Annotated in this window: 20 protein-coding genes; 10 read left to right on the plus strand and 10 right to left on the minus strand. The window is 32.2% G+C overall.

Annotated features, from left to right (window positions below):
* Window positions 1–2: 2 nt before the first annotated feature.
* The 3 genes from Q4Q34_RS00585 to Q4Q34_RS00595 are packed head-to-tail and all read right to left on the minus strand — an operon-like array spanning window position 3 to window position 4,232.
* Complete coding sequence (locus Q4Q34_RS00585; RefSeq protein WP_303317485.1) at window positions 3–1,454, minus strand: peptidylprolyl isomerase; 1,452 nt, start codon at window positions 1,452–1,454, stop codon at window positions 3–5.
* Window positions 1,417–2,271, minus strand: coding sequence for a peptidyl-prolyl cis-trans isomerase (locus tag Q4Q34_RS00590; RefSeq protein ID WP_303317484.1), 855 nt, complete (start codon window positions 2,269–2,271; stop codon window positions 1,417–1,419). The genes Q4Q34_RS00585 and Q4Q34_RS00590 overlap by 38 nt, the downstream gene beginning before the upstream one ends.
* 8 nt (window positions 2,272–2,279) lie before the next feature.
* Window positions 2,280–4,232, minus strand: coding sequence for a peptidylprolyl isomerase (locus Q4Q34_RS00595; protein ID WP_303317483.1), 1,953 nt, complete (start codon window positions 4,230–4,232; stop codon window positions 2,280–2,282).
* 138 nt (window positions 4,233–4,370) lie between these two features.
* Here Q4Q34_RS00595 and Q4Q34_RS00600 point away from each other — a divergent pair, with 138 nt between their 5' ends.
* The 3 genes from Q4Q34_RS00600 to Q4Q34_RS00610 all read left to right on the plus strand — a co-directional run bounded on the left by Q4Q34_RS00600 (window position 4,371) and on the right by Q4Q34_RS00610 (window position 9,837).
* The gene (locus Q4Q34_RS00600) at window positions 4,371–4,607 is read left to right on the plus strand and encodes a hypothetical protein (RefSeq protein WP_303317482.1); all 237 of its coding nucleotides are present in this window, start codon (window positions 4,371–4,373) and stop codon (window positions 4,605–4,607) included.
* A gap of 29 nt (window positions 4,608–4,636) precedes the next feature.
* On the plus strand, window positions 4,637–6,853 hold the full coding sequence (locus Q4Q34_RS00605) for a multiheme c-type cytochrome (protein ID WP_303317481.1): 2,217 nt from the start codon (window positions 4,637–4,639) through the stop codon (window positions 6,851–6,853).
* Window positions 6,854–7,365: 512 nt separating this feature from the next.
* Entirely contained in the window at window positions 7,366–9,837 is a 2,472-nt protein-coding gene (locus Q4Q34_RS00610; protein ID WP_303317480.1) for a DUF5060 domain-containing protein, read from the plus strand.
* 116 nt (window positions 9,838–9,953) lie between these two features.
* On the opposite strand, the gene guaB is transcribed toward Q4Q34_RS00610, so the two are convergent.
* The 6 genes from guaB to Q4Q34_RS00640 all read right to left on the minus strand — a co-directional run bounded on the left by guaB (window position 9,954) and on the right by Q4Q34_RS00640 (window position 15,661).
* Window positions 9,954–11,426 (minus strand): IMP dehydrogenase, encoded by a 1,473-nt coding sequence (gene guaB, locus Q4Q34_RS00615; RefSeq protein ID WP_303317479.1) that lies wholly within the window; start codon window positions 11,424–11,426, stop codon window positions 9,954–9,956.
* 59 nt (window positions 11,427–11,485) lie between these two features.
* Window positions 11,486–12,190: an Insecticidal toxin complex protein gene (locus tag Q4Q34_RS00620; RefSeq protein WP_303317478.1), complete on the minus strand. Its 705-nt coding sequence runs from the start codon at window positions 12,188–12,190 to the stop codon at window positions 11,486–11,488.
* A 32-nt stretch (window positions 12,191–12,222) separates the two neighbouring features.
* Window positions 12,223–12,711 (minus strand): hypothetical protein, encoded by a 489-nt coding sequence (locus Q4Q34_RS00625; RefSeq protein ID WP_303317477.1) that lies wholly within the window; start codon window positions 12,709–12,711, stop codon window positions 12,223–12,225.
* Window positions 12,712–13,239 carry an FMN-binding protein gene (locus tag Q4Q34_RS00630; RefSeq protein WP_303317476.1) on the minus strand — a complete coding sequence of 176 codons (528 nt, stop codon included), beginning with the start codon at window positions 13,237–13,239 and terminating at the stop codon, window positions 12,712–12,714. It lies immediately after the preceding gene.
* Window positions 13,240–13,440: 201 nt separating this feature from the next.
* Complete coding sequence (locus tag Q4Q34_RS00635) at window positions 13,441–14,622, minus strand: hypothetical protein (protein WP_303317475.1); 1,182 nt, start codon at window positions 14,620–14,622, stop codon at window positions 13,441–13,443.
* A gap of 175 nt (window positions 14,623–14,797) precedes the next feature.
* Window positions 14,798–15,661, minus strand: coding sequence for a hydroxymethylglutaryl-CoA lyase (locus Q4Q34_RS00640; RefSeq protein ID WP_303317474.1), 864 nt, complete (start codon window positions 15,659–15,661; stop codon window positions 14,798–14,800).
* A 131-nt stretch (window positions 15,662–15,792) separates the two neighbouring features.
* Here Q4Q34_RS00640 and Q4Q34_RS00645 point away from each other — a divergent pair, with 131 nt between their 5' ends.
* Both Q4Q34_RS00645 and Q4Q34_RS00650 read left to right on the plus strand, forming a co-directional pair.
* On the plus strand, window positions 15,793–16,734 hold the full coding sequence (locus Q4Q34_RS00645) for a T9SS type A sorting domain-containing protein (protein ID WP_303317473.1): 942 nt from the start codon (window positions 15,793–15,795) through the stop codon (window positions 16,732–16,734).
* Window positions 16,735–16,840: 106 nt separating this feature from the next.
* On the plus strand, window positions 16,841–18,784 hold the full coding sequence (locus tag Q4Q34_RS00650; protein WP_303317472.1) for a T9SS-dependent choice-of-anchor J family protein: 1,944 nt from the start codon (window positions 16,841–16,843) through the stop codon (window positions 18,782–18,784).
* Between the two features lie 66 nt (window positions 18,785–18,850).
* Here the strand turns inward: Q4Q34_RS00650 and Q4Q34_RS00655 are convergent, their stop codons facing one another.
* Window positions 18,851–19,885: a quinone-dependent dihydroorotate dehydrogenase gene (locus Q4Q34_RS00655; protein ID WP_303317471.1), complete on the minus strand. Its 1,035-nt coding sequence runs from the start codon at window positions 19,883–19,885 to the stop codon at window positions 18,851–18,853.
* A 135-nt stretch (window positions 19,886–20,020) separates the two neighbouring features.
* Here Q4Q34_RS00655 and pepT point away from each other — a divergent pair, with 135 nt between their 5' ends.
* From pepT to Q4Q34_RS00680, 5 genes are all read left to right on the plus strand, one after another.
* Window positions 20,021–21,259 carry a peptidase T gene (gene pepT / locus Q4Q34_RS00660; RefSeq protein WP_303317470.1) on the plus strand — a complete coding sequence of 413 codons (1,239 nt, stop codon included), beginning with the start codon at window positions 20,021–20,023 and terminating at the stop codon, window positions 21,257–21,259.
* Between the two features lie 288 nt (window positions 21,260–21,547).
* Window positions 21,548–22,096, plus strand: a complete 549-nt coding sequence (locus tag Q4Q34_RS00665; protein ID WP_303317469.1) for an RNA polymerase sigma factor — start codon at window positions 21,548–21,550, stop codon at window positions 22,094–22,096.
* Window positions 22,093–22,509, plus strand: coding sequence for a hypothetical protein (locus tag Q4Q34_RS00670; protein WP_303317468.1), 417 nt, complete (start codon window positions 22,093–22,095; stop codon window positions 22,507–22,509). The genes Q4Q34_RS00665 and Q4Q34_RS00670 overlap by 4 nt, the downstream gene beginning before the upstream one ends.
* 25 nt (window positions 22,510–22,534) lie before the next feature.
* Window positions 22,535–22,753 carry a hypothetical protein gene (locus Q4Q34_RS00675; RefSeq protein WP_303317467.1) on the plus strand — a complete coding sequence of 73 codons (219 nt, stop codon included), beginning with the start codon at window positions 22,535–22,537 and terminating at the stop codon, window positions 22,751–22,753.
* 152 nt (window positions 22,754–22,905) lie between these two features.
* Window positions 22,906–24,078: an LETM1-related biofilm-associated protein gene (locus Q4Q34_RS00680; RefSeq protein ID WP_303317466.1), complete on the plus strand. Its 1,173-nt coding sequence runs from the start codon at window positions 22,906–22,908 to the stop codon at window positions 24,076–24,078.

The following is a 24,078-nucleotide window of genomic DNA, read 5'->3' on the forward strand; positions in this document are numbered from 1 at the left end:
CATTATTTTTTTAACCAATTACCTGAAAACTCACAATCTCTATATTTTCCGCTTATTTTAATATACGTATCTAATATTTTTTCTTCTTGCCATTTCTCAATAGCTTTAATTTTTTTCTCATCTAGCGCCAACTCTTTAATTTTTAAATAGTCTCTTGCATAACTGGCTTTATGTTCATCTATTCTATCTGTAACCTTCATAATTTTAAACGAAAGGTTTCCTTTACGATCCTGTTCTGTTAAGACCTGACTAACTTCATTATCTTTTAAATTCTGAATTTGCGCATATTGCTCTGGTCCCATTTTTGTTAAATCAAAATTATAATCCTGAGTTCGCGGATTAATAAGTTGTCCGCCATCTCCACGAGTTTCTTTCTCATCACTAGATTCCCTTGCTGCATCTGCAAACGTAATATCTCCATCAACAATACGTTGTCTTATTTTTTCTAAACGTTCTTTAGCTTCTTTTACAGCTTCAGTCGAAACTTTTGGAAATAACAAAACATGGCTTACGTCGTATTCTTGGCCTCTAATTTTTTCGCAATGTATAATATGATAGCCAAATTCTGTTTCAAAAGGGTCAGATACCTCACCTTCTTGGAGAGAGAAAGCGACTTGTCGAAACTCTTTTACCATCTTAGGTTTTTTTCTATTTAATGTATAAATATAACCCGATTGTTTCATGCCTGGATCTTCTCCGTACAATACTACTTTTGAACGAAAACTGGCACCATTTTCAACGACATCAACTTTAAATTGTTTTAAACGGTCAATGACTTTTTGTTTTGCTTCTTCAGATACCTTTGGTTTAGCAACAATTTGAGCCACTTTAAGTTCGGTACCAAAAAATGGTCGTTCGTCTTCTGGTATTTTATTAAAAAATGCACGAACTTCTTCTGGCGTTATTTCAACCTCCTCAACAATTTTGGCTTGCATTCTTCCTGAAAGTTTATTGTTCTTGATAATTTCAAAGATATAATCTCTTAAGCCTTTTTCATCTTCTTGCTTATAGAATTTAACAAGTTCATCCATATCTGGCTTTTGCTGTAAGAATTGCTGAATTGTATAATCTACTTCTTGTCGAACCTCTGCATCTGATATTTGAATACTATCTTGAATAGCATGGTGTGCATATAACTTATTCTCTAATAATTTTCCTAATAACTGACAATCTGTGACACCTTCTATTGATCCTCCTGCTGCTGTTATCTGCTCTCTTTCTCTTGGCACATCCGAATCTAAAATAATATAATCACCAACAACCGCAGCAACCCCGTCTACTTTTTTAGCGTTATAAGTAAGCGTTGAATCTACTTCCTTAACGACGTCTTCTTTTACTTCTTCTTCAATGATCTCTTGTGAAGACACAACATTTACTACTAGCAAGGTTATGAATAGAACTGATATATGTTTCAAATTAATCGTAAATTTCAAATTGTTTATTTTTAATGGCATCTTTTGTTATGTCTTTTTCTAATTCTCTAATAAGCTCAAGCTTTCTGTTATTAATAACTATTTGATCTATGGTAGGTTTAACATACTCAAGCGGAGCATTATCATTTCTCAATAAAACATCATTAATTTGCATCAAATATACTCCTAATGAATCTTTGAGTTGTACAAAATTAGATTTTTTTAACAGTTCATTTTTATTTTCTGCGGTAACTACCGGAATTTTATCAACTATTTGAGTTAACCTTATCCAAATAGAGTCGTTTAACGAATAAGATTTAAATTGTATAGATATAGAATCTAACTCTTTTCTATCGTCATCATTATAACGTTTAAACTTTTCCTTAATGCTTTTAAAGTCAATGATATTTTCATCTACATGTATGTAACGAAATTTAAGGAGCTCTTCATTTAGTTTAAAAACCTCTTTATTTCTGTTATAATAATCTTGTGCTTGGTTAATATTAACTATTGTATCTATATTTTTTTTAACCAATGCCTCAATATATGCCTTGGTGTATAAATCGTTTTTATATTGAGCAACTAATTTATTAAACGCGTCTTGCTTCTCTTCACTTAAGTTAAGCAAGGCTCCATCTACAAATAACTGTTGTGTTGCCCAACGATTAATAAAACTCTGGACTACAAGAGTGCTGTCTTCTTTTGATGTATCATCTGAAACCAAATCTTTGATATCTTCATAATACAGGTAAGATTCATTGACCCTGGCAATAGGAATTTGTTCATCAGTTTTTTTAAAAAAACTACATGACAATACGGTTGTTAATAATAAAAAATATGCAATGATTTTATCCCCCACCAAATGACCTACTTTTTAATTTTATTTTTTATACTATTTAAAGCTTCTTGGTTTACCTTAATTTTATATTTATCACTTAAGTCTTTTAACCATTTTTCTTCTTTGAACACTTGATAATCACTCATAACAGTTCCTTTGACTTCTTCAAGAGTTTGTTGTGTTTTTTCTAATATATCATTGACTTGAACAACCACGAAAGTTCCATTATGATTATGAATTTTTGAGATGCCTTTTTTAAATTGAAACGATTTAGGAAGTGCCTGATGCTCTGCATCCATTATTCCTGAAGTAAACATGACTTCTATTTTATCATTGCTATTTACAAGCGCTTTTATTTGATCTACTTCCATCCCACGCTTTAACAATTTGGTTACTTTTTTTAATATTTTCTGCTTAGACGAAGATGCTACAACGGCATCTATACGTTGGGGTAATACGTATTTGCTTTTATGTGTTTTGTAAAAGTCTTCAACGCCAATAGAATCTGTTTTTGCTGCATTCCAGATGGTTGTTTCCATCAAATCAAATAGTAACAACCCATCTCTGTATTCATTAACAATATGAGCAAATTCTTCATTTTCTGTTTCTAAATTATCCTCTTGATATTTAACCAAACTGCTGTTTAAAAAGTTGTTATACTTTTTCGAAACAACCATTTTTAATGATGTTTTTTGTGTACCTCTACGCTGTTCTTTTAACAAATAGTTACTAAAGTCCTTATAAAAAAACTGTTTTTCACCTATTTTAAACAATGGCATATCCTCTTTAAAATTATTAGGTAATTTCCATGTTCTTTTAAAAAAGTCATCTGTAAGTATGGACTCAAAATAGTCTAATGCTGATTGATTATTTGTAACATGGTACTTTTCTTTTAATGACTTATATAAAGCTTCGTCTATTAATTTAGAACGGTCATCTCTTTTAACTTTTTGCTCTAATTCTGGTCTGATAGCTTCAAATGTTGGTATAGGCTTTTTTGCAATTAACTTAACAATGTGCCACCCGTATTGAGTTTTAAAAGGTTTTGAAACGGCTTCGAGATCATTTAAACCGAAAGCAACATCTTCAAATTCTTGCGAACCTAATTTTCCACTAGAAAAAGCAGGTAAAACGCCTCCTTTAGAAGCTGAACCTCTGTCATCAGAAAATTGTTTGGCTAATACATCAAAAGCTTCTCCTTGATTAATTTTTTTATAAATATCCTGGATTCTAACTTCTGGTTTTTCTGCTAAAGAATCCCCCTTTTTCTCAACAACCATAATATGCGCTACGGTGCGTTCTCCTCTAGATTTACGTTTGTCTAAAACATTCACTATATGATATCCAAAACGTGTTCTAAAAGGCTTTGACATCTCTCCTGTCTTCGTATTAAAAGCTGCAGTTTCAAATTTATACACCATACTAAAACCAGAAAAGTACCCTAATTCTTCGCCAAAAACAGTCTGACCATTATGGACTTCTTTCCTAACTTTTTCAAAACCTTCCTTTAAAGCTCTATTTCGAAGCTTTACAATATCATTATAAGCTACCAATGTATCCTCTGGGCTTGCATTTTCTGCAACTTTCACTAATATATGTGTCGCTTTTACATCATAAGAAATACGCTCATAAGCTTCAGCCACCATAGCATCTGTAACCTCTGCATCGGTCATAAAGCTTTTTATTAATTGCTTCCTGTAATTAGATAGCTCTCTTCTGTATGATGGTCTTTCATCTAACCCTAAAGCTCTGGCTTCTTTTAACTTTAATTTGTAATTGGTAAAAAGAGTTAAATACTCATCTATATCTTTTTGAGATTCGTCTTGGACCAAATCTAAGTTTTTATTATAAACTCTTAAAAATTCTGAGGTATACACGGGCGAATCATCAACAAAGAAAAGAACATCTTTCTGAGCGGATTGTGCTTTAACATTTAATATTAATGTAATTAATAAAAAGGTAAATACGTATCTTAATTGCATGGAAGTTAAAATTATTCAATAGTTTACAAAAATAGTAATATATAGCTATATTACAAGTTGTTTTACTAACGATAAAAAAAAGCTATTATTACGCTTTTTTAGATTATATTTGAATTACAATATATCACCATCTTTTTCATGCGTAAATTAAAACTTATTTGGGATTTTCATGGCCCCGAAGCTAATAAAATAGCACAACATCATGAAATTCATTTAAAAGAATATATCCAATTAGAAAATTTAAATATTCCTATTACTGGCTTCGAAAATTTAAATGATGTACATGCTATAGCCTTTTTAGTGGTCGAGGAACATAAAATGAAACCTCTAAGGGATGCTTTAAAACCACATCGAGGGCAAGTTTACAACAACTAAGAATGTTATATCAATGAGTTTTTAAAATTATGAATCATCAAAAAATAAGCTATTATCTAAAAATAGCATCCTACCTTATAATATTCTTGATTGTTTTTGCTTGTAAAAAGAATGAATATCAGCCTAAAAATGATATTCAAAATAAAACTGAACATCCAAAATTTGTAGGAAAAGAAGCGTGTATAGAATGCCATAAATCAGAATACGATAGCTGGAATGGCTCTCACCACGAACAAGCCATGAAGATTGCTGATTCTACGACTGTTTTAGCTAATTTCGATAATATAGTATTCAAGCATAAAGGCGTTAAAAACACTTTTTTTAAGAGAGGAAATGATTATTACGTAAATACTGCAGATAAAAATGGGAACTATCAAGATTATAAAATAGTATACACTTTTGGCGTAACTCCTTTGCAACAATACATTGTTAAATTTCCAGATGGTGCTTATCAATGTTTAATAACCGCTTGGGATACTGAAAAGAATACATGGTTCCATTTACAACCCAATTTAGAATTGGCTCATGATGAATGGATAAACTGGACAGGAGGCGCTATGAGATGGAATACTGCTTGTGCGGATTGCCATTCTACAAATCTCGCTAAAAATTTTGATTCAAATACGAACACTTTCAATACTAGTTATAGTGAAATTAATGTAAGTTGTGAAGCCTGCCATGGTCCTGCAAGCAATCACGTCTCTTTTTATAAAAATGGCAATACAGATGCTACGCTCCAAAAATTATATATGGGCAAATCATTGACTTCAAAAAGCCTTGTACAGAAATGTGCAAGATGTCATTCCCGAAGATCTCAAATAACGAAAAAATTCGATTACGAGGGACATTTTCTAGATCATTACAATCCTAGTTTACTTATTGATCCTATTTACGAAATTGATGGTCAAATAAGAGATGAAGATTATGTTTACGGGTCTTTTATGCAAAGTAAAATGTACCAAAATAATGTGACTTGTGTCGACTGCCATGATGCACATTCATTAAAACTTAAACAATCTGGAAACAACCTTTGTTTAAGTTGTCATGAACCCAAATACAATAGTAAATCACATCATTACCACCCATTAAATACAGAAGGAGCTCAATGTATTAATTGTCACATGACTGGTAAAACATATATGGGTAACGATTTTAGACGTGATCATAGCTTTAGAGTACCTCGACCAGATCAATCCGTAAAATACGGAACGCCTAATGCTTGCAACGGGTGTCACAAAGATAAATCTCCTGAATGGGCAAGCAAATTTATTGATGCAAAATATGGTACCAAACGCCCTGATCATTTTTCTAATTATCTTCTGGAAGGTTATAATGATAATCACGAAGCTTTGTACACATTAATATCTCAGAATAAATTTCCAGAAATCGCAAGAGCCACTGCCTTATATCAATACACTAACAATCCATTATCACGCAAAGAAATTAACGATGTTAGAAAGTTTTTAAAAGACTCTTCTATTCTTGTAAGAAATGAAGCAGTACGTGCATTTGAAAAGATTCAAGATAAAAGTTACCATGCAGATATTGAGCCTTTATTAAAAGATTCTACGAGATTAGTAAGAATTACTGCAGTAAAGTATTTTAATAGTATTGGAGCCAACATGGTAGGTAATAACGATTTTAATAAAGCTGAAAAAGAATATTTAGAATCATTAGATATGAGTGCTGATTTTGCTTCTGGCCAACATCAGATTGGGGTTTATAATGAAATGAAAGGCTATACGGATTTAGCAATTAAAGCCTATAAAAGAGCCTTAGAGATTGATAATCGTTATAATGTCTCTAGAATGAATTTGGCACTATTACTTTATAAAAAAGGCCATATTGAAGACGCTAAAAATCTTTACCTCAAAGTGATTGAATTAGAACCTGATTATAGCAATTCTTATTACATGTTGGGCCTATTGTTTAATGAAGTTGGGGATACTAAAAATGCGTTAAAATATCTTGCTGAAGCATGCGATAAAAAACCTGTAAATATTCGGGCATTCTATAATTATGCCTTAAAACTTCAAGCAGAAAATTTAAATCAAAAATCGATAGAAATAATTAATAAGGCATTAGTGATTTTTCCTGAAAATGAAAACCTATTATATGTAAAATTAATTGGAGAAATTAATTTAAAACACCATGTTGAGGCTTATAATACTTGTTCTAAGCTTATACAAATAGCGCCAAATAATGCTACATACAAACAGATTTTTGAAAACTTAAAGGCTTCCTAATTGTAACAACAATTATGTTATATGGGTTTTTAGACTAATAACAACCTCTTCACCCTTTATTTGGTTTGACAAACTAAAAACCCTGTTTCGTAAAATACTGGTTTGTATAACTGAATTCATATGGGTTCATGTAATTCATATTTAAACTCTTTACAAATTACCTTTTATTAACAAGGCTTTTATTTCATAGCACTAAAATATCTTAATGAGTTCACCTTGATACTCAAATTAAAATATTTTAATAAAAATCTTAAATAATTGCATTATTTATAATATTCATAAATAAAATTAGAAAATTTAATAGTAAAAAAAAATAACATTTTGTTGTATTAATAAAATCATATGTCTTCCTGACTATATATAAAAATATTTAATTTCGTAAGGATTGACTTATATCAAAAGTAAGGCATTTACCTAAAAAAATTAATGCTTTTAACTTAACCTAAACCAAACTAAAAATCTTAGTTGAGAGACAACTAAGCTATTTTTTTAACCATTAAATTTTTATTATTATGATTAATTTTGCCTCAATAACACGTTTGATGCTATTAGTAATCCTAATGACTATTATTCCCTTTTCGGGATATAGTCAAACCGTCAACGTAAATGGTACATCTCCCTACCGGAAATGGCACAAAATTGCTGTTTCGCTCACCCTACCTTCTAATGTAAGTGAATCTAACACAAGTTTTAAAAACAACCGCATGGATGTGGTTTTTACAGACCCAAGCGGAAAAAAAATTAGAGTCCCTGGTTTTTTTGCTGCGGATGGTAATGCTGCAAATACCAATGCTGTATCTGGTAAGGTTTTTAAAGCATATCTAAGACCTTACGAAACAGGTCAATGGACTTATCGAGTACTTTACTATACAGGTACAGATGTTGCTTTAAAAAATGTGAATCAACTCCCTAGTCCAACACACAATTTAACGGGTTCTGTTGGAAATGTTACTGGAACAAACGCTACGCTTCCAGACCTAAGAGCAAAAGGACGTTTGGAATACCAAAAAACGGGTACTAACAATCAGCGCCGTTACCTAAGATGGGCTGAAACAGGAGAGTATTTCTTGAAGTTTGGCCCAGATTCGCCCGAGAATTTACTTAATTATAAAGACTTTGATCATGATGTTAATAAAAATGGTTGTGGCAACTGTACAGAGCATTCATTCAATCCTCATACCAGTAACTGGCAATCTGGAAACCCTACTTGGGATGGACAAAAAGGCAAGAGTTTGATTGGTGTGGTTAACTATTTGAAAAACCAACAAATGAATTCAATGTCTATGTCGTTATTTGGTGGTGATGACAAAAATGTATTTCCTTGGACTAGCTTAAATAATAAGTTTAAATATGATGTTTCTAAACTTGAACAGTGGGAAATAGTTTTTGACCATGCAGAAAAAAGTGGCCTTGCTTTACATTTTAAATTAGCTGAAGCTGAAAACTGGAATAAATTAACACTAAACCAGATTAAAATATATTATCGTGAAATGGTAGCAAGATTTGGACATCATTTAGCCGTTGAATGGAATATTTCTGAAGAATATGGAGGTCAAGACACAAACAATACGGTTCAACCTAGTAGTGCTGTTCCTAGAATAAATTGGTTAGCTAGTATAGACCCTTGGCAAAACCATCGTGTTTTTCATACTTACCCTAATAAGCACGAAAAATATTATAATTACTTAATTAACAATAATGTTAAAATAACTGGTGCATCTGTTCAAAGCTCCCAAGGTGGTGGGTATGATGATGCTTATGGTGGAAAATCCGGGATTAAAACCTGGGTTAACAAATCAAAAAATGGTGGAGTTCCATGGGTAGTAGCTAGTGATGAGCAAAACCCAGGTGCAACGGGTATGTTTACTTCTGAAGCCATTAATAATAGTAATGTTAAAGTTGAGGCAAGAAAAAAAATTCTATGGAAAGGTCTTATTGCCGGAGGAGGTGGTGTTATGTGGTACGGCGGAAAGAATGGCGATTTTAGAACTGAAAATTTTAATAGATTCAATACTCTATTCAACTGGTCAAGAATTGCTATACTACAATTTTTCGAAGGCAATAACCTTGAATACTGGAAAATGCAAAACAATGATGCGCTGGCTAGCGGTAATAAAAATAGATGTTTAGCTCAAGTAGGTAAAACTTATGTTATTTATCTTGAAAATGGTGGTTCATCAAATCTAAATCTTTCTGGACAATCAGGAAACTTTAATGTGAAGTGGTTTAACCCTAGAAATGGAGGGAACTTACAAAACGGATCTGTTACTTCTATAACTGGTGGCGGAAACAAGAGCATCGGAAACCCTCCTAATAATGTGAATTCAGACTGGGTAGCCTTAATTACGGCAGGATCATCTACAGGCCCTGTCACAGAATCAATAGGGTTCTCAAATCTTCCTGCTTCGTTTAGTAATCAAATTACCACTTTTCCAATTCAGGTAACCTATTCCGCTAATCAACAAAGGGATATTAATGTGACAATAAAAAGCCCAACGAATACCTATATTGCTCATAAAACCATGACCGTAAGTGCTGGTTCTAACCAAACTACTACAGTTAATGTATCAGTATCAAGCGCATTAGCTACTGGCTCTAATTATAAGTTTGTAACTGCATTACGAACGGTAGGCGGTAATTACTCTACGAACATTGATAAAGAAGTGGCATTTGCCAATATTGTAAATGCTTCAGCAAAATCATTAAAGGGAGAAGCAGAAAAGCCTGATGTATCGACTGCAGATAACACTAGTATAAAAGTTTATCCAATCCCTCTTGAAGGAAGGAACCTAAAAGCTGAATTAATAGGCGTAAAAGGATCTGCTTCCTACATTATTACAGATATAAATGGTAGGTCTATTACATCTGGAACATCTGATGACAATATGATTACTATTCCTACTAGCTTATTAAAAGCTAAAGGTATTTATATCTTAAAAGTTGATGTTGATGGACATCAATTTATAAAGAAAATTGTGAAATAACAGACACTTAAAAAGATTTTTAAAGTAAAAACCGAATCTCCTAATAATAGAACAGGAGATTCGGCTTTGAAAACTTGATTTTGTTTTTTTATTGTATAAACAAGAAAAACATAAAACTATCTAGAATAGTTAGGTGATTCTTTAGTAATGGTCACATCATGTGGATGGCTTTCATTAATACCACTTGCCGTGATTTTCACAAACTGACCATTTTCTTTTAATGTCTCAATATCTTTAGCACCACAATAGCCCATACCAGCACGTAATCCGCCTATAAACTGGTGAACGCTTTCGTATAGATCGCCTTTGTAAGGGACTCTCCCTACAATACCTTCTGGTACTAACTTTTTAATATCGTCTTCTACATCTTGGAAATAGCGATCTTTGCTACCTTGTTTCATAGCTTCTACAGACCCCATCCCTCGATAAGATTTAAACTTTCTTCCTTCGTAAATAATGGTTTCTCCTGGCGATTCTTTTGTTCCTGCTAATAGTGATCCCAACATAACCGTATCTGCACCTGCAGCAATCGCTTTTGGAATATCTCCTGTATAACGAATTCCTCCATCTGCTATTACTGGTACGCCAGTACCTTTAATAGCCGCAGCAACTTCTAAAACTGCAGAAAACTGTGGGAATCCTACACCAGCTACAACACGTGTTGTACAAATAGACCCTGGGCCAATACCAACTTTAACCGCATCGGCTCCTGCTTCTACTAAATATTTTGCAGCGGCTCCTGTAGCGATATTGCCAACAATAACTTCTAGTTCTGGAAACTTAGATTTAATTTCTTTTAGCACGCTAACTACTCCTTTTGTATGACCGTGTGCTGTATCAATTACAACAGCATCTACGCCTGCATTTACAAGGGCTTCTGCTCTATCTACAGCATCACCTGTAACTCCAATAGCTGCTGCAACACGTAAACGTCCGTACTGATCTTTATTCGCAATTGGTTTTTGACTAAGCTTGGTAATATCTCTAAAAGTAATTAAACCAGATAACTTATAAGCATCATCAACAATAAGTAATTTTTCGATTTTATGTTTTTGAAGGATTTTTTCTGCATCTTTTAAAGATGTTCCAACGGCAGCAGTTACGAGGTTCTCACCTGTCATCACTTCTACAATAGGTCTTGAATTGTTATGTTCAAAACGTAAGTCACGATTGGTTACAATCCCTTTTAATACACCTGCTTCATCAACTATAGGAATCCCACCAATACCATGCTCGGCCATGTTTTGTTTGGCATCTTTAACATTAGCTGTAAGAGGCAACGTAACTGGATCTATAATCATACCACTTTCAGCTCGTTTTACCTTTCTTACTTTTAAAGCTTGCGCCTCAATAGTCATATTTTTGTGTAAAACACCAATACCGCCTTCTTGTGCCATAGCTATGGCCATTTTACTTTCGGTAACGGTATCCATCGCAGCCGAAATAATAGGCACATTAATAGTAATGTTTTGAGTAAATTTTGTTTGAATATCAACTTCGCGTGGAAGAACTTCAGAAAATGCTGGAACTAAAAGGACGTCATCGTAGGTTAATCCCTCCCCTACTATTTTATTTTGATGTGCAGTCATGATGCAATTACGTTATAATTGCGTGCAAATATACAACTAAATTCTAAGATAGTATGATATTATTTGTATCTGTTTTCGCAATAAGGCTTAAGTACTTCAATAGCATAATTATAACGTGTTTTTGCTTTAGAAAGATTGCCTTTAAATCTTATAGCCTTTGGTAATAATAAACCATAAAGAAACTTTCCTTTGGCTATACGTTCTAAAGTTTTTAAACTTTTAGTATCCATAGATTTATAGATGTTATCTATCCACTCGTATTGCTCTTTTTTGAGAATGGTTTTATCCCAATCTAAAGCTTGTTCTGTTTTTAATATGGATTTAGAGACATAAAGTTTTTGTAATTCTACAAATGCATTATTAAACACAGTTTCGCTCCCCTGTCTTGCATATGCTTTTATAGCTTTTTTTGAAAATATTGTATATGGAAACACTTCCATCAAGTGCATTTTTTTGGAAATAAAATGTGCCATTTTTACCCAAATGACTTCGTCCTTTTTCTTTTCTAGCTCGTTAAAAAGCCATTTGTAAAAATCTCGGCGTTGCTTAATGTTTACATACTCTTCAGGCAGATTATGAGATAAGTTATAAATATTAGCGTGTTGCCATACCAAAGTGTTTTTTGACCTATCACATTTTAACCAATCCGAGGGAGCCAAGAATTTTTGCTGAGTCTCTCTTTGATAAACCTTAAGGTTTTTCCATTCTTTTGCTAATAATACATTATTAGAAATTATTATGAAGAAAAATATAATCCATCGCATAGTATATAAAAATACGAGAAATTATGTTGGTATTACTTTTTAAGAAGTAACTGTTTCAAAATAATAAGTACCGAAACAGTAAAAGTAAATGTCATTAAAATTCCTGAAAACATAACAATATATTTCATCCAAAGGACACCAGTCCATAGCATGTATAAGCCTCCAAATGTAAGTATAACAGATATAAACGGCTCTACTATTAAAAACGATTTCAGCTTTTTATTGAGCTTAGTTATAGAAACTATCAAGCCAACTAAAAAGAAGATTATTGACATAGATAAAATATGATTATGAACCAATGTGAGCATTTCCTGATCGCTCTTTTTAAAACGCATTACCTCAGCATTTTCATCATCTTCATTTCCTAAATATTGTTCTTCAATTCCATTTGGATTTGCAGAAGAAGTTTCTCCAACAAATAACAAACCAGTGTAAAAGCCAATACTTAATATGATTATAAAAGCACCTATTAACAGCTTAATTTCTTTAGGAAGTGAAAATATTAATCCGTTTAGCTGCATTTACAGAATGTTTTTTGAATGAAGTATTTTTAATGATTCTAATAAGTTATTCATAGCATTCGTCATAGATCGTACAGAAATAGTCGCTCCAGAAATGGCAACAATATTGTCGCCATACTTTAACGTATCACCTCCTTTTTTTCCTATGAATTGTTTTAACCAACGTTTGCTTCCAATCTCTCCTCCATATTCTTCTCTATATATTAATACTTTAGATTTTAAAACAATTAAATCTTTATCAAGTAATACCAGATAATCAAATTGTGCTGTTTTACTTGAGGCTTGAGATAGATAGGCATATCCTAATAATTCATTATTAGCTTCAATTTTAAATAAATTATCTTCTTCAAATTTAGAAGGCAAGCCTTTTTTTATATCTGAAGAAATAACAACACCAGTGAATTTAAATGTTTCAACACTAAAGATGCCTTTAATTTCTTTATCTACTTTTTTCTGAATATTCTTTGGCAAACCAAAAGACATTAACAGTAACATTAATGATAGAAATGAAATATATTTAAAATTCATGATGCAAAAGTATTGTTTTTTTATTGTTACTTACAACTTAAATGCCAAATAGCTAATTTAGAAACATTCATTTCTAAATTAGCTATCAGGGCAATTGATTATTATACGTTAACGCTTAAAGTGATATCTTTTGTTTTTAAAGATTTGGGGCGGGGCAAAAAAAACCAACCACCAAATTAACGTTATAACGTCTAAACTTATTTAGAACCAAACTCCTATTCCGAAATTAAGTCTGTTATCTACATCCGAACCTGATACCGCATTATCTCTAAATTGATAATCTCCTTTTAAAACAACTCCTGGTGCAATATGATAGCTTAAACCTGTTGTAAAATCATTTCTGTTATAAGCATCATTTTGTTGTAAAGCGCCTTCTGTACCTGCATGTGTATCGTATTGTTCGTATCTTGCAAAAGCGAATAAACGCTGTGCTTTATTTTGTGGTAATAAATTATAAGCTGCCTCTACGTACCACCCTTGCAGTGTACTTCCTAAACCTTCATTTGGCTCTGTGGCTAAATCATAATATAAATTATTGTAATCTTCTGTATCGCTAAGACTTGCGTGAATAAATTGTCCACGAGCAGTAAAACGTTGGTAAGCATAACGAGCATCAACACCAATCATAGAAATTCCTATATCAGATCCGTCTATCATGTCAACATCATCTTCAGCTTGTGTACGACCAAAATAACCAGATAGCCCTAATCGTAAGCCTGGAAGTCCGTAATAGTCCAGTTTAGCAGATAAATTAGGAGAATTTATAGTCGACTTAATTCCTTTTTGTCTTCCATTTCTTAATCCACTGCTTCCTCCTAGTAATTTTGTACCATTAACAGATTGAAATCCATTAAAAACATAAGCTTGGTAACCTAGGGAGATTTCATTAAATCTACCTGTAACACCAACCCCAATTTCACGCCAAGTAGTTGGGACAATGGCATTATCTACAGCTGGTCTTTCTACACCATTAAATGTAGTTGGTTCATGAAATTCATTTACAATACCCATAGGTACTAGCATTAAACCACCACGTAAACTTACATTAGGTGCTACAGCATAATTTACAAAAGCTTGTTCTACAAATACTTCTTCTACATGCTCGAATTCTACTTCTGTTACAAACTGTGTCTTATCATTAAACTTATATCCAAAAAGCAATACTAAACGTTGTACATCTAATTCACCATTATCAGCTTCAGGTTGATTATATGTTAGTTCTCCATAAGCACCAACAGTAACAGCTTTTCCATAATTACCAGAAAGTATACGCTGCGCTGCATTCAATTGTTTTTGAGGGTTAAATGTAATAGTATCTTGTGCCGTTTGAGCGTAAGTAGCAGATGCTATTAAAATTGTAAATAGTAGGGTTAATTTTTTCATCTTTTAGATTAAATTGTTATTCTTATTTAGACTTATTATAAATAAATATCGTTTTGAAGTTGCAAATATAAAACTCATAATTAATTACGCAAAGTTTATTTAGATTAAATTTAAATAAACTTTTAAACAACAACTTAAAACACTGTATTTCAGTTAATTAAATTATCTTAAAAAATTAATGATAGAAATTAAATACCTTGGAAGCTTCGTTATAAGCACTCTCAAAACTGAGCGCATTTAAACTATTATTTTTATTAGAAGTGAAATATGACAACAACTTTTCGGTAGGCATATTACCTGTTAATTCATCTTTGGCCATAGGACATCCTCCAAACCCCTGAATAGCGCCATCAAAACGTTTACAACCTGCTTTGTAAGCTGCATCAACTTTTTCAAACCATGTGCTTGGTGTTGTATGCAAATGGGCTCCAAATTCAATATTCGGATATTGAAGTATCAAGTTTGAAAATAGATAGCTTATACTTTCCGAATTAGAACTTCCTATGGTATCACTTAAAGATAAAATCTTTACTCCCATCTTTGAAAGTTTTTCGGTCCACTCCCCCACTATATCTACATTCCAAGGGTCCCCATAAGGATTACCAAATCCCATAGATATGTAAACGACCACTTCCTTACCAGACTTATTAGCAATTTCTAATATTTTTGAGAGCGTTACAATAGATTCAGCTATCGTTTTATGAGTATTACGCATTTGAAAGTTTTCTGATATCGAAAACGGATAGCCCAAATAATCTATTTCTGAATGTTTACATGCATCATCTGCTCCTCTTGTATTTGCTATAATAGCAAGTAACTTGCTAGTTGTTTTAGATAAATCAAGTTTTGATAGCACCTCAGCAGTATCAATCATTTGCGGAATCGCCTTAGGTGATACAAAACTACCAAAGTCAATCGTATCAAAACCAACCCGTAAAAGCGATTGAATGTATTGGACTTTACTCTCAGTAGGAATAAAATCTTTAATACCCTGCATGGCATCTCTTGGGCATTCAATAATCTTTACTTTGTTTTGCATTTAGTCAAAAAATAGGAGGATAAAAATACTATTATTTTAATGAATCAGTAATTATGTTTTTTAAGAAATAAAAAAATGTAAGGTTTAGTATAAATAACCGACACTATATTTAATTACTAAAAAACCGTATCATGAAAAAAATTACTTTTCCTTGTTTTTTTGTTTTTTTTATTTCTTTGACTTCCTTTAGTCAAAGTACAGCTAATTATACGGTTGTTTTTGAAAGTATTTGGGAATCTGTTGCTAATAATTCAACTGAAGGTCAAAGTACAATTGGTTTACCTGGTTCAGCCCATTGGTCACCTCTAGTTGGTGCTACACATAAAACTGCTAATACTTTTTTAATGATGGGAGCAGCAGCTTCACCCGGTATTGAATCGGTTGCTGAAACCGGAGGTACAGGTACTTTTAAATCTGAAGTTAATAATAACGCTGATGCAGATAAATTTATTGATGGTGGCGGACTTGGTAGTGGCAAAGGAACTATTACGATAAATAGTCTGGACGTTAATGAAGATTATCCTTTGGTTACTTTAGCTTCAATGATAGCTCCCAGCCCTGATTGGTTTATAGCTGTTAATGGTATAAACTTAAGATCAGGAAATAATAGCATAAATAATGGCTGGAAAGATACATTTTCAATAGATTTGTTTCCTTATGACGCGGGCACTGAGGATGGAAGTGGTTATTCATTAGATAATGCAGATAGTAATCCTATAGGAGTCATAACAAGTCGATCCAATACAACTCCATTTAATGAAAAGAAAATTGGGACACTTACTTTTACATATAATTCATCAACTCTTAGTACCAGAACAGTAAACAACATTGATGCTGTAAAAATATTTCCAAATCCGACTAATGGACGTATAACGCTTTCAAATATCCAGGATATTGAATTAAACTCAATTAAAATCTACAACGTATTAGGTAAGCTAGTTAAACAAATAGAAATTGCAAAAGGATTATCTAAATTAAATACCAATTTAAGCAACTTAAATAAAGGAATTTATCTATTAAATTTAGAAGCTATTGATGGTACGAACAGGTCTCAAAAGCTAGTAATCAACTAATAATTAAGCACATAATTATTAGGGTAACCGATAAAATTTACGTTTAAACGTTTTTATTATTCATCTTTTTCATTAAGGTATACATTTGAAAAAATGTTTTGCCCGAATGAATATTTTTATTTCTAACCTAAAATTTTTACTTCTCTCGGTATTTTTATCGATATCTTATTATACTTCAGGTCAAAATAAATTAGAGTCTAGTTGTGGCACGGTCACCACTCCAGAATCTCTTGAATACATTAATAGTATAAAGCCACAAATTAAAAAACATGAGCAAGAGTTTATTGCTTATAAATCTAATAAAAGTAATTCCCATAAAATAGTTAATTCCATTCCTATTAAAGCTCATATTATCAGGTCTTCTAATGGAACCGGTGGACTTAATATTTCGGATCTTAATGATGCTATTGATAACCTTAATGATATTTATGCAGGTGCTTACATGGAATTTTTCTTATGCGATGGTATTAATTATATAGATGACGATGCGTTTTGTCATTTTAAAAAAGGAAATGAAAGTGATTTAAAAGCAACAAACTATACTGCTGGTTTAATAAATATTTATTTTACTGATTATTTAGAAAATACTTCTGAAGAAAGTATTTGCGGGTATAGCAATAATGTGGGAAGAAACGATGATATTATTGTTATGAAAAATAGCTGTGCGACTAATAATTCTTCCCTGCCTCACGAGTTAGGACATTTTTTCTCTTTAGTGCATACTCATGGACCAGATAATAGTAAAATGACTTCTGAATTAGTAGATGGTAGCAACTGCGACACAGATGGAGATGGTATTTGCGACACACCTGCAGACCCTATGCTTTCCTCTAATACTATCAATAACTTTTGTGAGTTTACAGGCATAGAAACAGATGCTAACGGACATACATTCAATCCAGATACAGGCAATATGATGTCTTATTCCAGAAAGTCATGTAGAAATCATTTTACAGATCAGCAGCTAGCTAGAATGTATGCTTTTTACCAAACCACAAAAAATTATTTAGCCTGTCCATCGTTTAATGCTAATTTCGTTGCTGATACTAGTGTAACCTGTGAGGAAACATTAACTGTAAACTTTAAAAATAATTGCTCTAATATTACCAATTGGCAATGGGACGTAGACTCAGATGGTGTTATTGACTATACCAATCAAAACCCTTCACACACCTATAATGCTGGTATATATGATGTAACGCTTACTGTTTCTAATAAATCTAAAACTATAAAGAAAACATTTTCTAAATTCATAAAAGTTGGTACAAAAATCAATCCTCTTCAAGAAAGCTTTGATGATTTTGAAATTGCAGGAGATCATGGTTGGACAACAATTGATGCTTCAAAAAATGGTTATAATTGGTACTCCAATACAGGACAAACAACAACTAAAGGTACCGGTCCTTTAAATGATAATATATCTAATAACAACATAGGAAAATATATTTATGCTGAAGCTTCTGGAGCAAAACTTGGAGATGTCGCTGAATTCATTTCTCCATGTATTAATATAACGACATCGAATACCAAACTGGAATTTTCATATCATATGTTTGGAAAAGACATAGGCGCATTACACGTAGATATAAAAACGAATAGTGGCTACATTAATGATGTTATACCTGCTCTTTATGGAAATCAACAAGCAAATCAAAATGCCCCGTTTTTAAAGCAAACTGTTAATTTATCGTCTTATGAGGATCAAACCATAAAAATTCGCTTTAGAGCTGTAAGAGGAGCTGGTTGGAACGGTGATATAGCTATTGATAATATCTTTATTAAGGGTTATGAAGAAAAAGAACAGACCATACCCAATACTATAGCAAATATAAAAGCTTATCCAAACCCTATTACAAGCAATTCCCTGTATATCAAAACGACAAATACCGAAGACATTTTAAAATACCAAATTTCTAATTTATTTGGACAAGTATTTTTATCGGGAACATTAACCAATCAGCCTATTAATGTTAGCGATTTGGCTTCTGGCACTTACTTCCTAACCCTTACCAGTAAAAATTCAAGAATCGTTAAGAAGATTGTTAAATAAAATTGATTGTAAATAGCTAAGTAATCGGAAGCTCTAATATATTAAAAACCCACAGCTAATTTTTAACTACGCCCTTTTAAGCAAAGCTTTATTAATCTGTTTTATAAGACTTGGCCCTTCATAAATAAACCCTGTATAGATCTGCACTAAATCTGCTCCAGCATCTATTTTTTCAAGAGCATCCTCTGCAGAATGTATGCCACCTACTCCAATTATTGGAAATGATTTATGGCTTTTATCAGATAAATATTTTATAACCTTTGTGCTTTTATCCTTTATAGGTTGTCCGCTTAAACCACCATGACCTATACTTTCTAGCATTTCTTTTGAAGCTTTTAAATGACTTCTATCCATAGACGTATTACTTGCAATAACACCGTCTAACTTTGTTTCTGCAACAAGTGCTACAATTTCATCTAATTGTCCTTCATTTAAATCAGGTGCTATTTTAAGAAGGATTGGTTTTTGCTTTTCAAATGTTTTATTTGCATTTTGAACAGCCCCTATCAGTTCTTCTAAATAATCTTTATCATTTAATTTAGCATGACTGCCTACATTAGGACAACTAACATTAAGCACAAAATAATCAACATACGGATGTAATGCATTAAAACACTCTAGGTAATCTTTGGTGTAATCTTCTGGTTTTGTACTAGTGTTTTTCCCAATATTACCACCAATAATCAGCTTCCCTTTATTCTTTTTTAATTGAAAAATAGCCGCTTCTAGTCCTTCATTATTAAACCCCATTCGGTTAATAATGCCCTGATCGCCTTTAAGCCTAAATAATCTTTTCTTAGGGTTTCCTGCTTGTCCTTTAGGGGTTACCGTGCCTATCTCAATAAATCCAAAACCGAAATCTGCTAATTCATTGTACAGTACAGCATTTTTATCAAAACCAGCTGCTAAACCTACGGGGTTTTTAAAAGTTAACCCGAACAAATTTCGTTTTAATTTTGCCCCCTTAACCACATATAAACTTCTAAAAACAGCTTTAATCCCAGGAATCTTAGACGTAAATTTTATCAGCGAAAATGTAAAATAATGAATCTTTTCAGGGTCGAACAGAAAAAAAAGAGGGCGAAGGAATAATTTGTACATCCGATATTATTTATGCAAAAATACTCCTAAATAAAAAATTGAACAATTCAAAAGCAAAAAAAATTAATAATCGTATTTTTAAACCCAACAATTATGTTGAGCTATTTTAATCAACCATGCCAAACTTTATCTAAAATGATTTCAAAAGAAAACATCATAAAACGATTCGTAAGTTACGTTACTATTGATACAGAATCCGATCCAGCGTCTAAAACAACACCTAGTACAAAAAAGCAATGGGATTTGGCTAATAAACTAGCCGAAGAGCTTAAAAGTATTGGGATGACAGATGTTAGCATTGATAAGAATGCCTATATTATGGCGACTCTACCAAGTAATGTAGATCATGATGTTCCTACTATTGGATTCATTTCTCATTTTGATACCTCTCCAGATTTTACAGGAGCTAACGTAAAGCCACAAATTGTTGAAAATTATAATGGCCATGATATTGTTTTAAATGAAGCTGAAAACATTGTATTATCTCCAGATTATTTTGAAGATTTACTGTTATATAAAGGTCAAACTTTAATAACAACAGACGGCACTACGCTTTTAGGAGCAGATGATAAAGCTGGGATTTGCGAAATCGTTTCTGCTATGGAATATTTAGTAAATCATCCAGAAATTAAACACGGAAAAATAAGAGTTGGTTTTACTCCCGATGAGGAAATAGGTCGAGGCGCACACAAATTTGATGTTGAAAAATTTGGTGCAGATTGGGCTTATACCATGGATGGAAGTCAAATAGGTGAATTAGAATACGAAAACTTTAATGCAGCCAGAGCTGTAGTAAAAATAAAAGGTAAAATTGTACATCCAGGATATGCTAAAGGTAAAATGATAAATTCTATGTACATCGCGCAAGAGTTTATTAATTCGCTGCCACGACTAGAAACTCCGGAGCATACAGAAGGCTATCAAGGTTTTTTTCATTTGCACAACATCAAAGGAAATGTTGAGGAAACTGTTTTAGAATATATTATTCGCGACCATGATAGAGGGCATTTTGAAGCTCGTAAAGAAGTCATGCAGAAACTAACAAACGAATTAAACTCACAATACGAACGCCAAGTTGTTACTACTGAAATTAAGGATCAGTATTTTAATATGAAAGAAAAAGTCGAACCCGTGATGCATATTGTAGATATTGCAGAAAAAGCGATGAGACAACTCGGTATTAAACCACTCATTAAAGCTATTCGTGGTGGTACTGATGGCTCTCAATTAAGCTATATGGGTTTACCTTGCCCTAATATATTTGCTGGTGGACATAACTTTCATGGCCGTTATGAATATGTTCCCGTTGAAAGTATGATTAAAGCAACAGAAGTGATTTGTAAGATTGCCGAGTTAACGGCTTTAGAAGAGTAAAAAACACAAACGACACAAAAGATTATCACTTTAAAATCAACTGCATGAGTGAATATTCAACTGTGGAATTACGACATCCCTTGAATATTGTTTTGTAGGATAGGTTAATGGGCACATATATAACTACCATCTTCTTTATTCTCTTATAAGGATATAGACATCTGCAAGAATATGCCTGATGCTTTCATGCATAACAAACAATACATTTAAATATAATATCTTTAAATAAAATGCAATAGATTTAAAAAGTATCGTCTTTTTAACCAAAGACCCTCTATAAATGGTTAAATGAATTCAGAATCAGAAAACAGTAAAAAACTTAATGATTTTTTTGGTAGAGAATACCGGTCTCTGAAGATTTATGTGAATAACAGAATAAAGGATACTGCCAGTCGAAATGCTGAAGATATTATTCAGGATGTGGCTTTAAAGCTATTCTCCGGAGCAGATAGGTATGCACCTATCAATAATGTAGCTGGTTTTGTTTATAGGTCAATTAGAAATAAAATAATTGATATTATGCGAACAACGAAACAAACAGAGCAAATAGAGATTGATAGTGAGTTTTCAAATCTGGCAGAAATGATTCATCAATCGACCGATAATCATACTTCAGAGGAAATGATTCCTCTTTTAAAAAAGAGTATTAAACAACTTAAGCCAGGATATAGAGATATTATTATAGCGGTAGATTTTGAAGGTTATACATATAAAGAAATTTCTAAAGAAACCGGAATTCCAGAAGGCACACTCATGTCCCGAAGGCATAGAGCCATAGGCATGTTATATAAAAAATTAGAATCAGAAATTAATAAATATAAAAACGACATATCATGAAAAATTACTTCAATCATAAATTCAGAGAAAAATCTCCAATAGAAATCGCAGGGATGATCATCTTTGGTATCATTGCTATTACTGGTTTAGCTATTCTGTTAGGCTTTGTAATTATGTGGTTATGGAATTGGCTTATGCCAGAAATTTTTGGACTAACCCCACTTACCTATTGGCAAGCTGTTGGATTGTTTGTATTCTTAAAATTATTACTCGGAGGCTGTGGAGGCGGTGGAAGATCATCAAAAAATACGAAACAAAAATGTGATTCTAATTCTAAAAGCGATTTTTCTAAATGGAAGCATTATGATGAATTTTGGGAAGAAGAAGGTGATGAACTTTATAAGCAATACCTCGAACGAAAAACAAACCCAACTCAACAAAACGAATCTGGATCGGAAACAGAACAGCTTTAAATATCATTATTTTTAATACTACATTATGCATCTATTAATATTTGAAACAGATATTGAGTCGAAGGAAAAAGTAGAGTCTTTACACCCTTTACTTAATAAACATTCCGGTATTTTAAAATGGTCTATCGATTTTGAAGATATCGACAATGTACTTAGAATTGAAGCAACCGCTAATATTTCAGAAACGGATATCATTAATATGATTAAAACACGTGGCTTCTATATAGAAACATTAGCGAAATAAATAATTTCTTAAAACAGTCCGTCTACCTATCTTCCAAGGAAAGCTTTAAAAGTATTTTGCTCGTTTCAATGAAAACTCCGAGGCATGTCTCGAAGAATTTTTTTCTATTAAATACTTAAGCATTACATTTACATCATATAAAAAATGATACTATGAATCCGTCTGCTCAAGGTTGGATAAAAAAGCTACTAAAGGAGATTGAAAAAAAGGATATCATCTTTAATTTCAGTGAAGAAACCTTTTATAATGCCTTAAGGAATTGTGGTTTTATATATGGAAGTAATTTAGATATTGTTGGGAGTATTATTGATAAAAAAGACCTTACAGAAGATGAACTTTGTAAAGCAAATTTACTTTTAACGTTATTTCACACTCATAGTAATTCAAAGTCTAAAATACCATTTATTGACAGTGTTATAAACTTTTATACAGATATAAATGAGCTTAAAATTTCATTCTTTCAAGAATTATTAGGCGGTAAAAAATCTAGCGAACAACTCGAAAAAATAATTCATAAACGCGTACAAATAGATGCTAATGTACTTACCAAGAATTTTAATTATTTTATTATAAATGCTTTACTTTTTATTGATGCCTTGGCTTACCAAGAGTTTTTAAAGAGCAATACCATTTCAATTGATTATATAAGGAATTTAGAAGCAGCCATAGAGACTATTTCTTTAGATGTTTTAAACTCTAAAATTACAAAAAACCAATACGATGAAAGTTTAATAAAACTCTTTGAATCTTCCTTACGATTTAAAGATAACATTCATGTAAACTATAAAAAGTCTATTGAAATTATTAAAACGAAACAAGAAAAGTATTATGTTTTAGACTTAGCCTGTATGGCTACCTGGGGAGATAGAACTATTGATGATAACGAACAACAATTCTTATTTCAATTAGGTACCGATTTAAGCCTTCACACATCACGTATTAGCCAATCTATAGATACTGTAAATCATTTTTATAACACCAATAAAGACAATATAGCACTTTTAAGTTCTAAAAATATTGTACAGAGTTTTTACAATAACTCCAGTAAAATGGTCAATAAATTAATTACGAGAAATAGTAAACGTCTGTATCAAGAACTTAAAGACAGTAAAGAACTTATGATTTTATTGTCACAATCTACTGTTCGGGATTTAACCAACGAGGAACAAAAAAAAGTACAAGAACAATTGTTGGACATTTTTAAATCCATTCCTAGTCTTGCCATATTTATGCTTCCTGGAGGCGCATTATTACTACCGTTGGTTGTCAAATTTATTCCAAAATTATTGCCTTCTGCTTTTGATGATAATAGGATAGACGATTAA

The sequence above is a fragment of the Flavivirga abyssicola genome (assembly GCF_030540775.2).
Lineage (GTDB): Bacteria > Bacteroidota > Bacteroidia > Flavobacteriales > Flavobacteriaceae > Flavivirga > Flavivirga abyssicola.

Coding starts and splice junctions, on each gene's coding strand:
- pepT (WP_303317470.1), top strand. CDS start 20,021: ATGATTTCAAAAGAAAACATCATAAAACGATTCGTAAGTTACGTTACT.
- Q4Q34_RS00625 (WP_303317477.1), bottom strand. CDS start 12,711: ATGCAGCTAAACGGATTAATATTTTCACTTCCTAAAGAAATTAAGCTG.
- Q4Q34_RS00680 (WP_303317466.1), top strand. CDS start 22,906: ATGAATCCGTCTGCTCAAGGTTGGATAAAAAAGCTACTAAAGGAGATT.
- Q4Q34_RS00645 (WP_303317473.1), top strand. CDS start 15,793: ATGAAAAAAATTACTTTTCCTTGTTTTTTTGTTTTTTTTATTTCTTTG.
- Q4Q34_RS00605 (WP_303317481.1), top strand. CDS start 4,637: ATGAATCATCAAAAAATAAGCTATTATCTAAAAATAGCATCCTACCTT.
- Q4Q34_RS00675 (WP_303317467.1), top strand. CDS start 22,535: ATGCATCTATTAATATTTGAAACAGATATTGAGTCGAAGGAAAAAGTA.
- Q4Q34_RS00600 (WP_303317482.1), top strand. CDS start 4,371: ATGCGTAAATTAAAACTTATTTGGGATTTTCATGGCCCCGAAGCTAAT.
- Q4Q34_RS00640 (WP_303317474.1), bottom strand. CDS start 15,661: ATGCAAAACAAAGTAAAGATTATTGAATGCCCAAGAGATGCCATGCAG.
- Q4Q34_RS00665 (WP_303317469.1), top strand. CDS start 21,548: ATGAATTCAGAATCAGAAAACAGTAAAAAACTTAATGATTTTTTTGGT.
- Q4Q34_RS00650 (WP_303317472.1), top strand. CDS start 16,841: ATGAATATTTTTATTTCTAACCTAAAATTTTTACTTCTCTCGGTATTT.
- Q4Q34_RS00670 (WP_303317468.1), top strand. CDS start 22,093: ATGAAAAATTACTTCAATCATAAATTCAGAGAAAAATCTCCAATAGAA.
- Q4Q34_RS00635 (WP_303317475.1), bottom strand. CDS start 14,622: ATGAAAAAATTAACCCTACTATTTACAATTTTAATAGCATCTGCTACT.
- Q4Q34_RS00585 (WP_303317485.1), bottom strand. CDS start 1,454: ATGCCATTAAAAATAAACAATTTGAAATTTACGATTAATTTGAAACAT.
- guaB (WP_303317479.1), bottom strand. CDS start 11,426: ATGACTGCACATCAAAATAAAATAGTAGGGGAGGGATTAACCTACGAT.
- Q4Q34_RS00630 (WP_303317476.1), bottom strand. CDS start 13,239: ATGAATTTTAAATATATTTCATTTCTATCATTAATGTTACTGTTAATG.
- Q4Q34_RS00620 (WP_303317478.1), bottom strand. CDS start 12,190: ATGCGATGGATTATATTTTTCTTCATAATAATTTCTAATAATGTATTA.
- Q4Q34_RS00655 (WP_303317471.1), bottom strand. CDS start 19,885: ATGTACAAATTATTCCTTCGCCCTCTTTTTTTTCTGTTCGACCCTGAA.
- Q4Q34_RS00610 (WP_303317480.1), top strand. CDS start 7,366: ATGATTAATTTTGCCTCAATAACACGTTTGATGCTATTAGTAATCCTA.
- Q4Q34_RS00595 (WP_303317483.1), bottom strand. CDS start 4,232: ATGCAATTAAGATACGTATTTACCTTTTTATTAATTACATTAATATTA.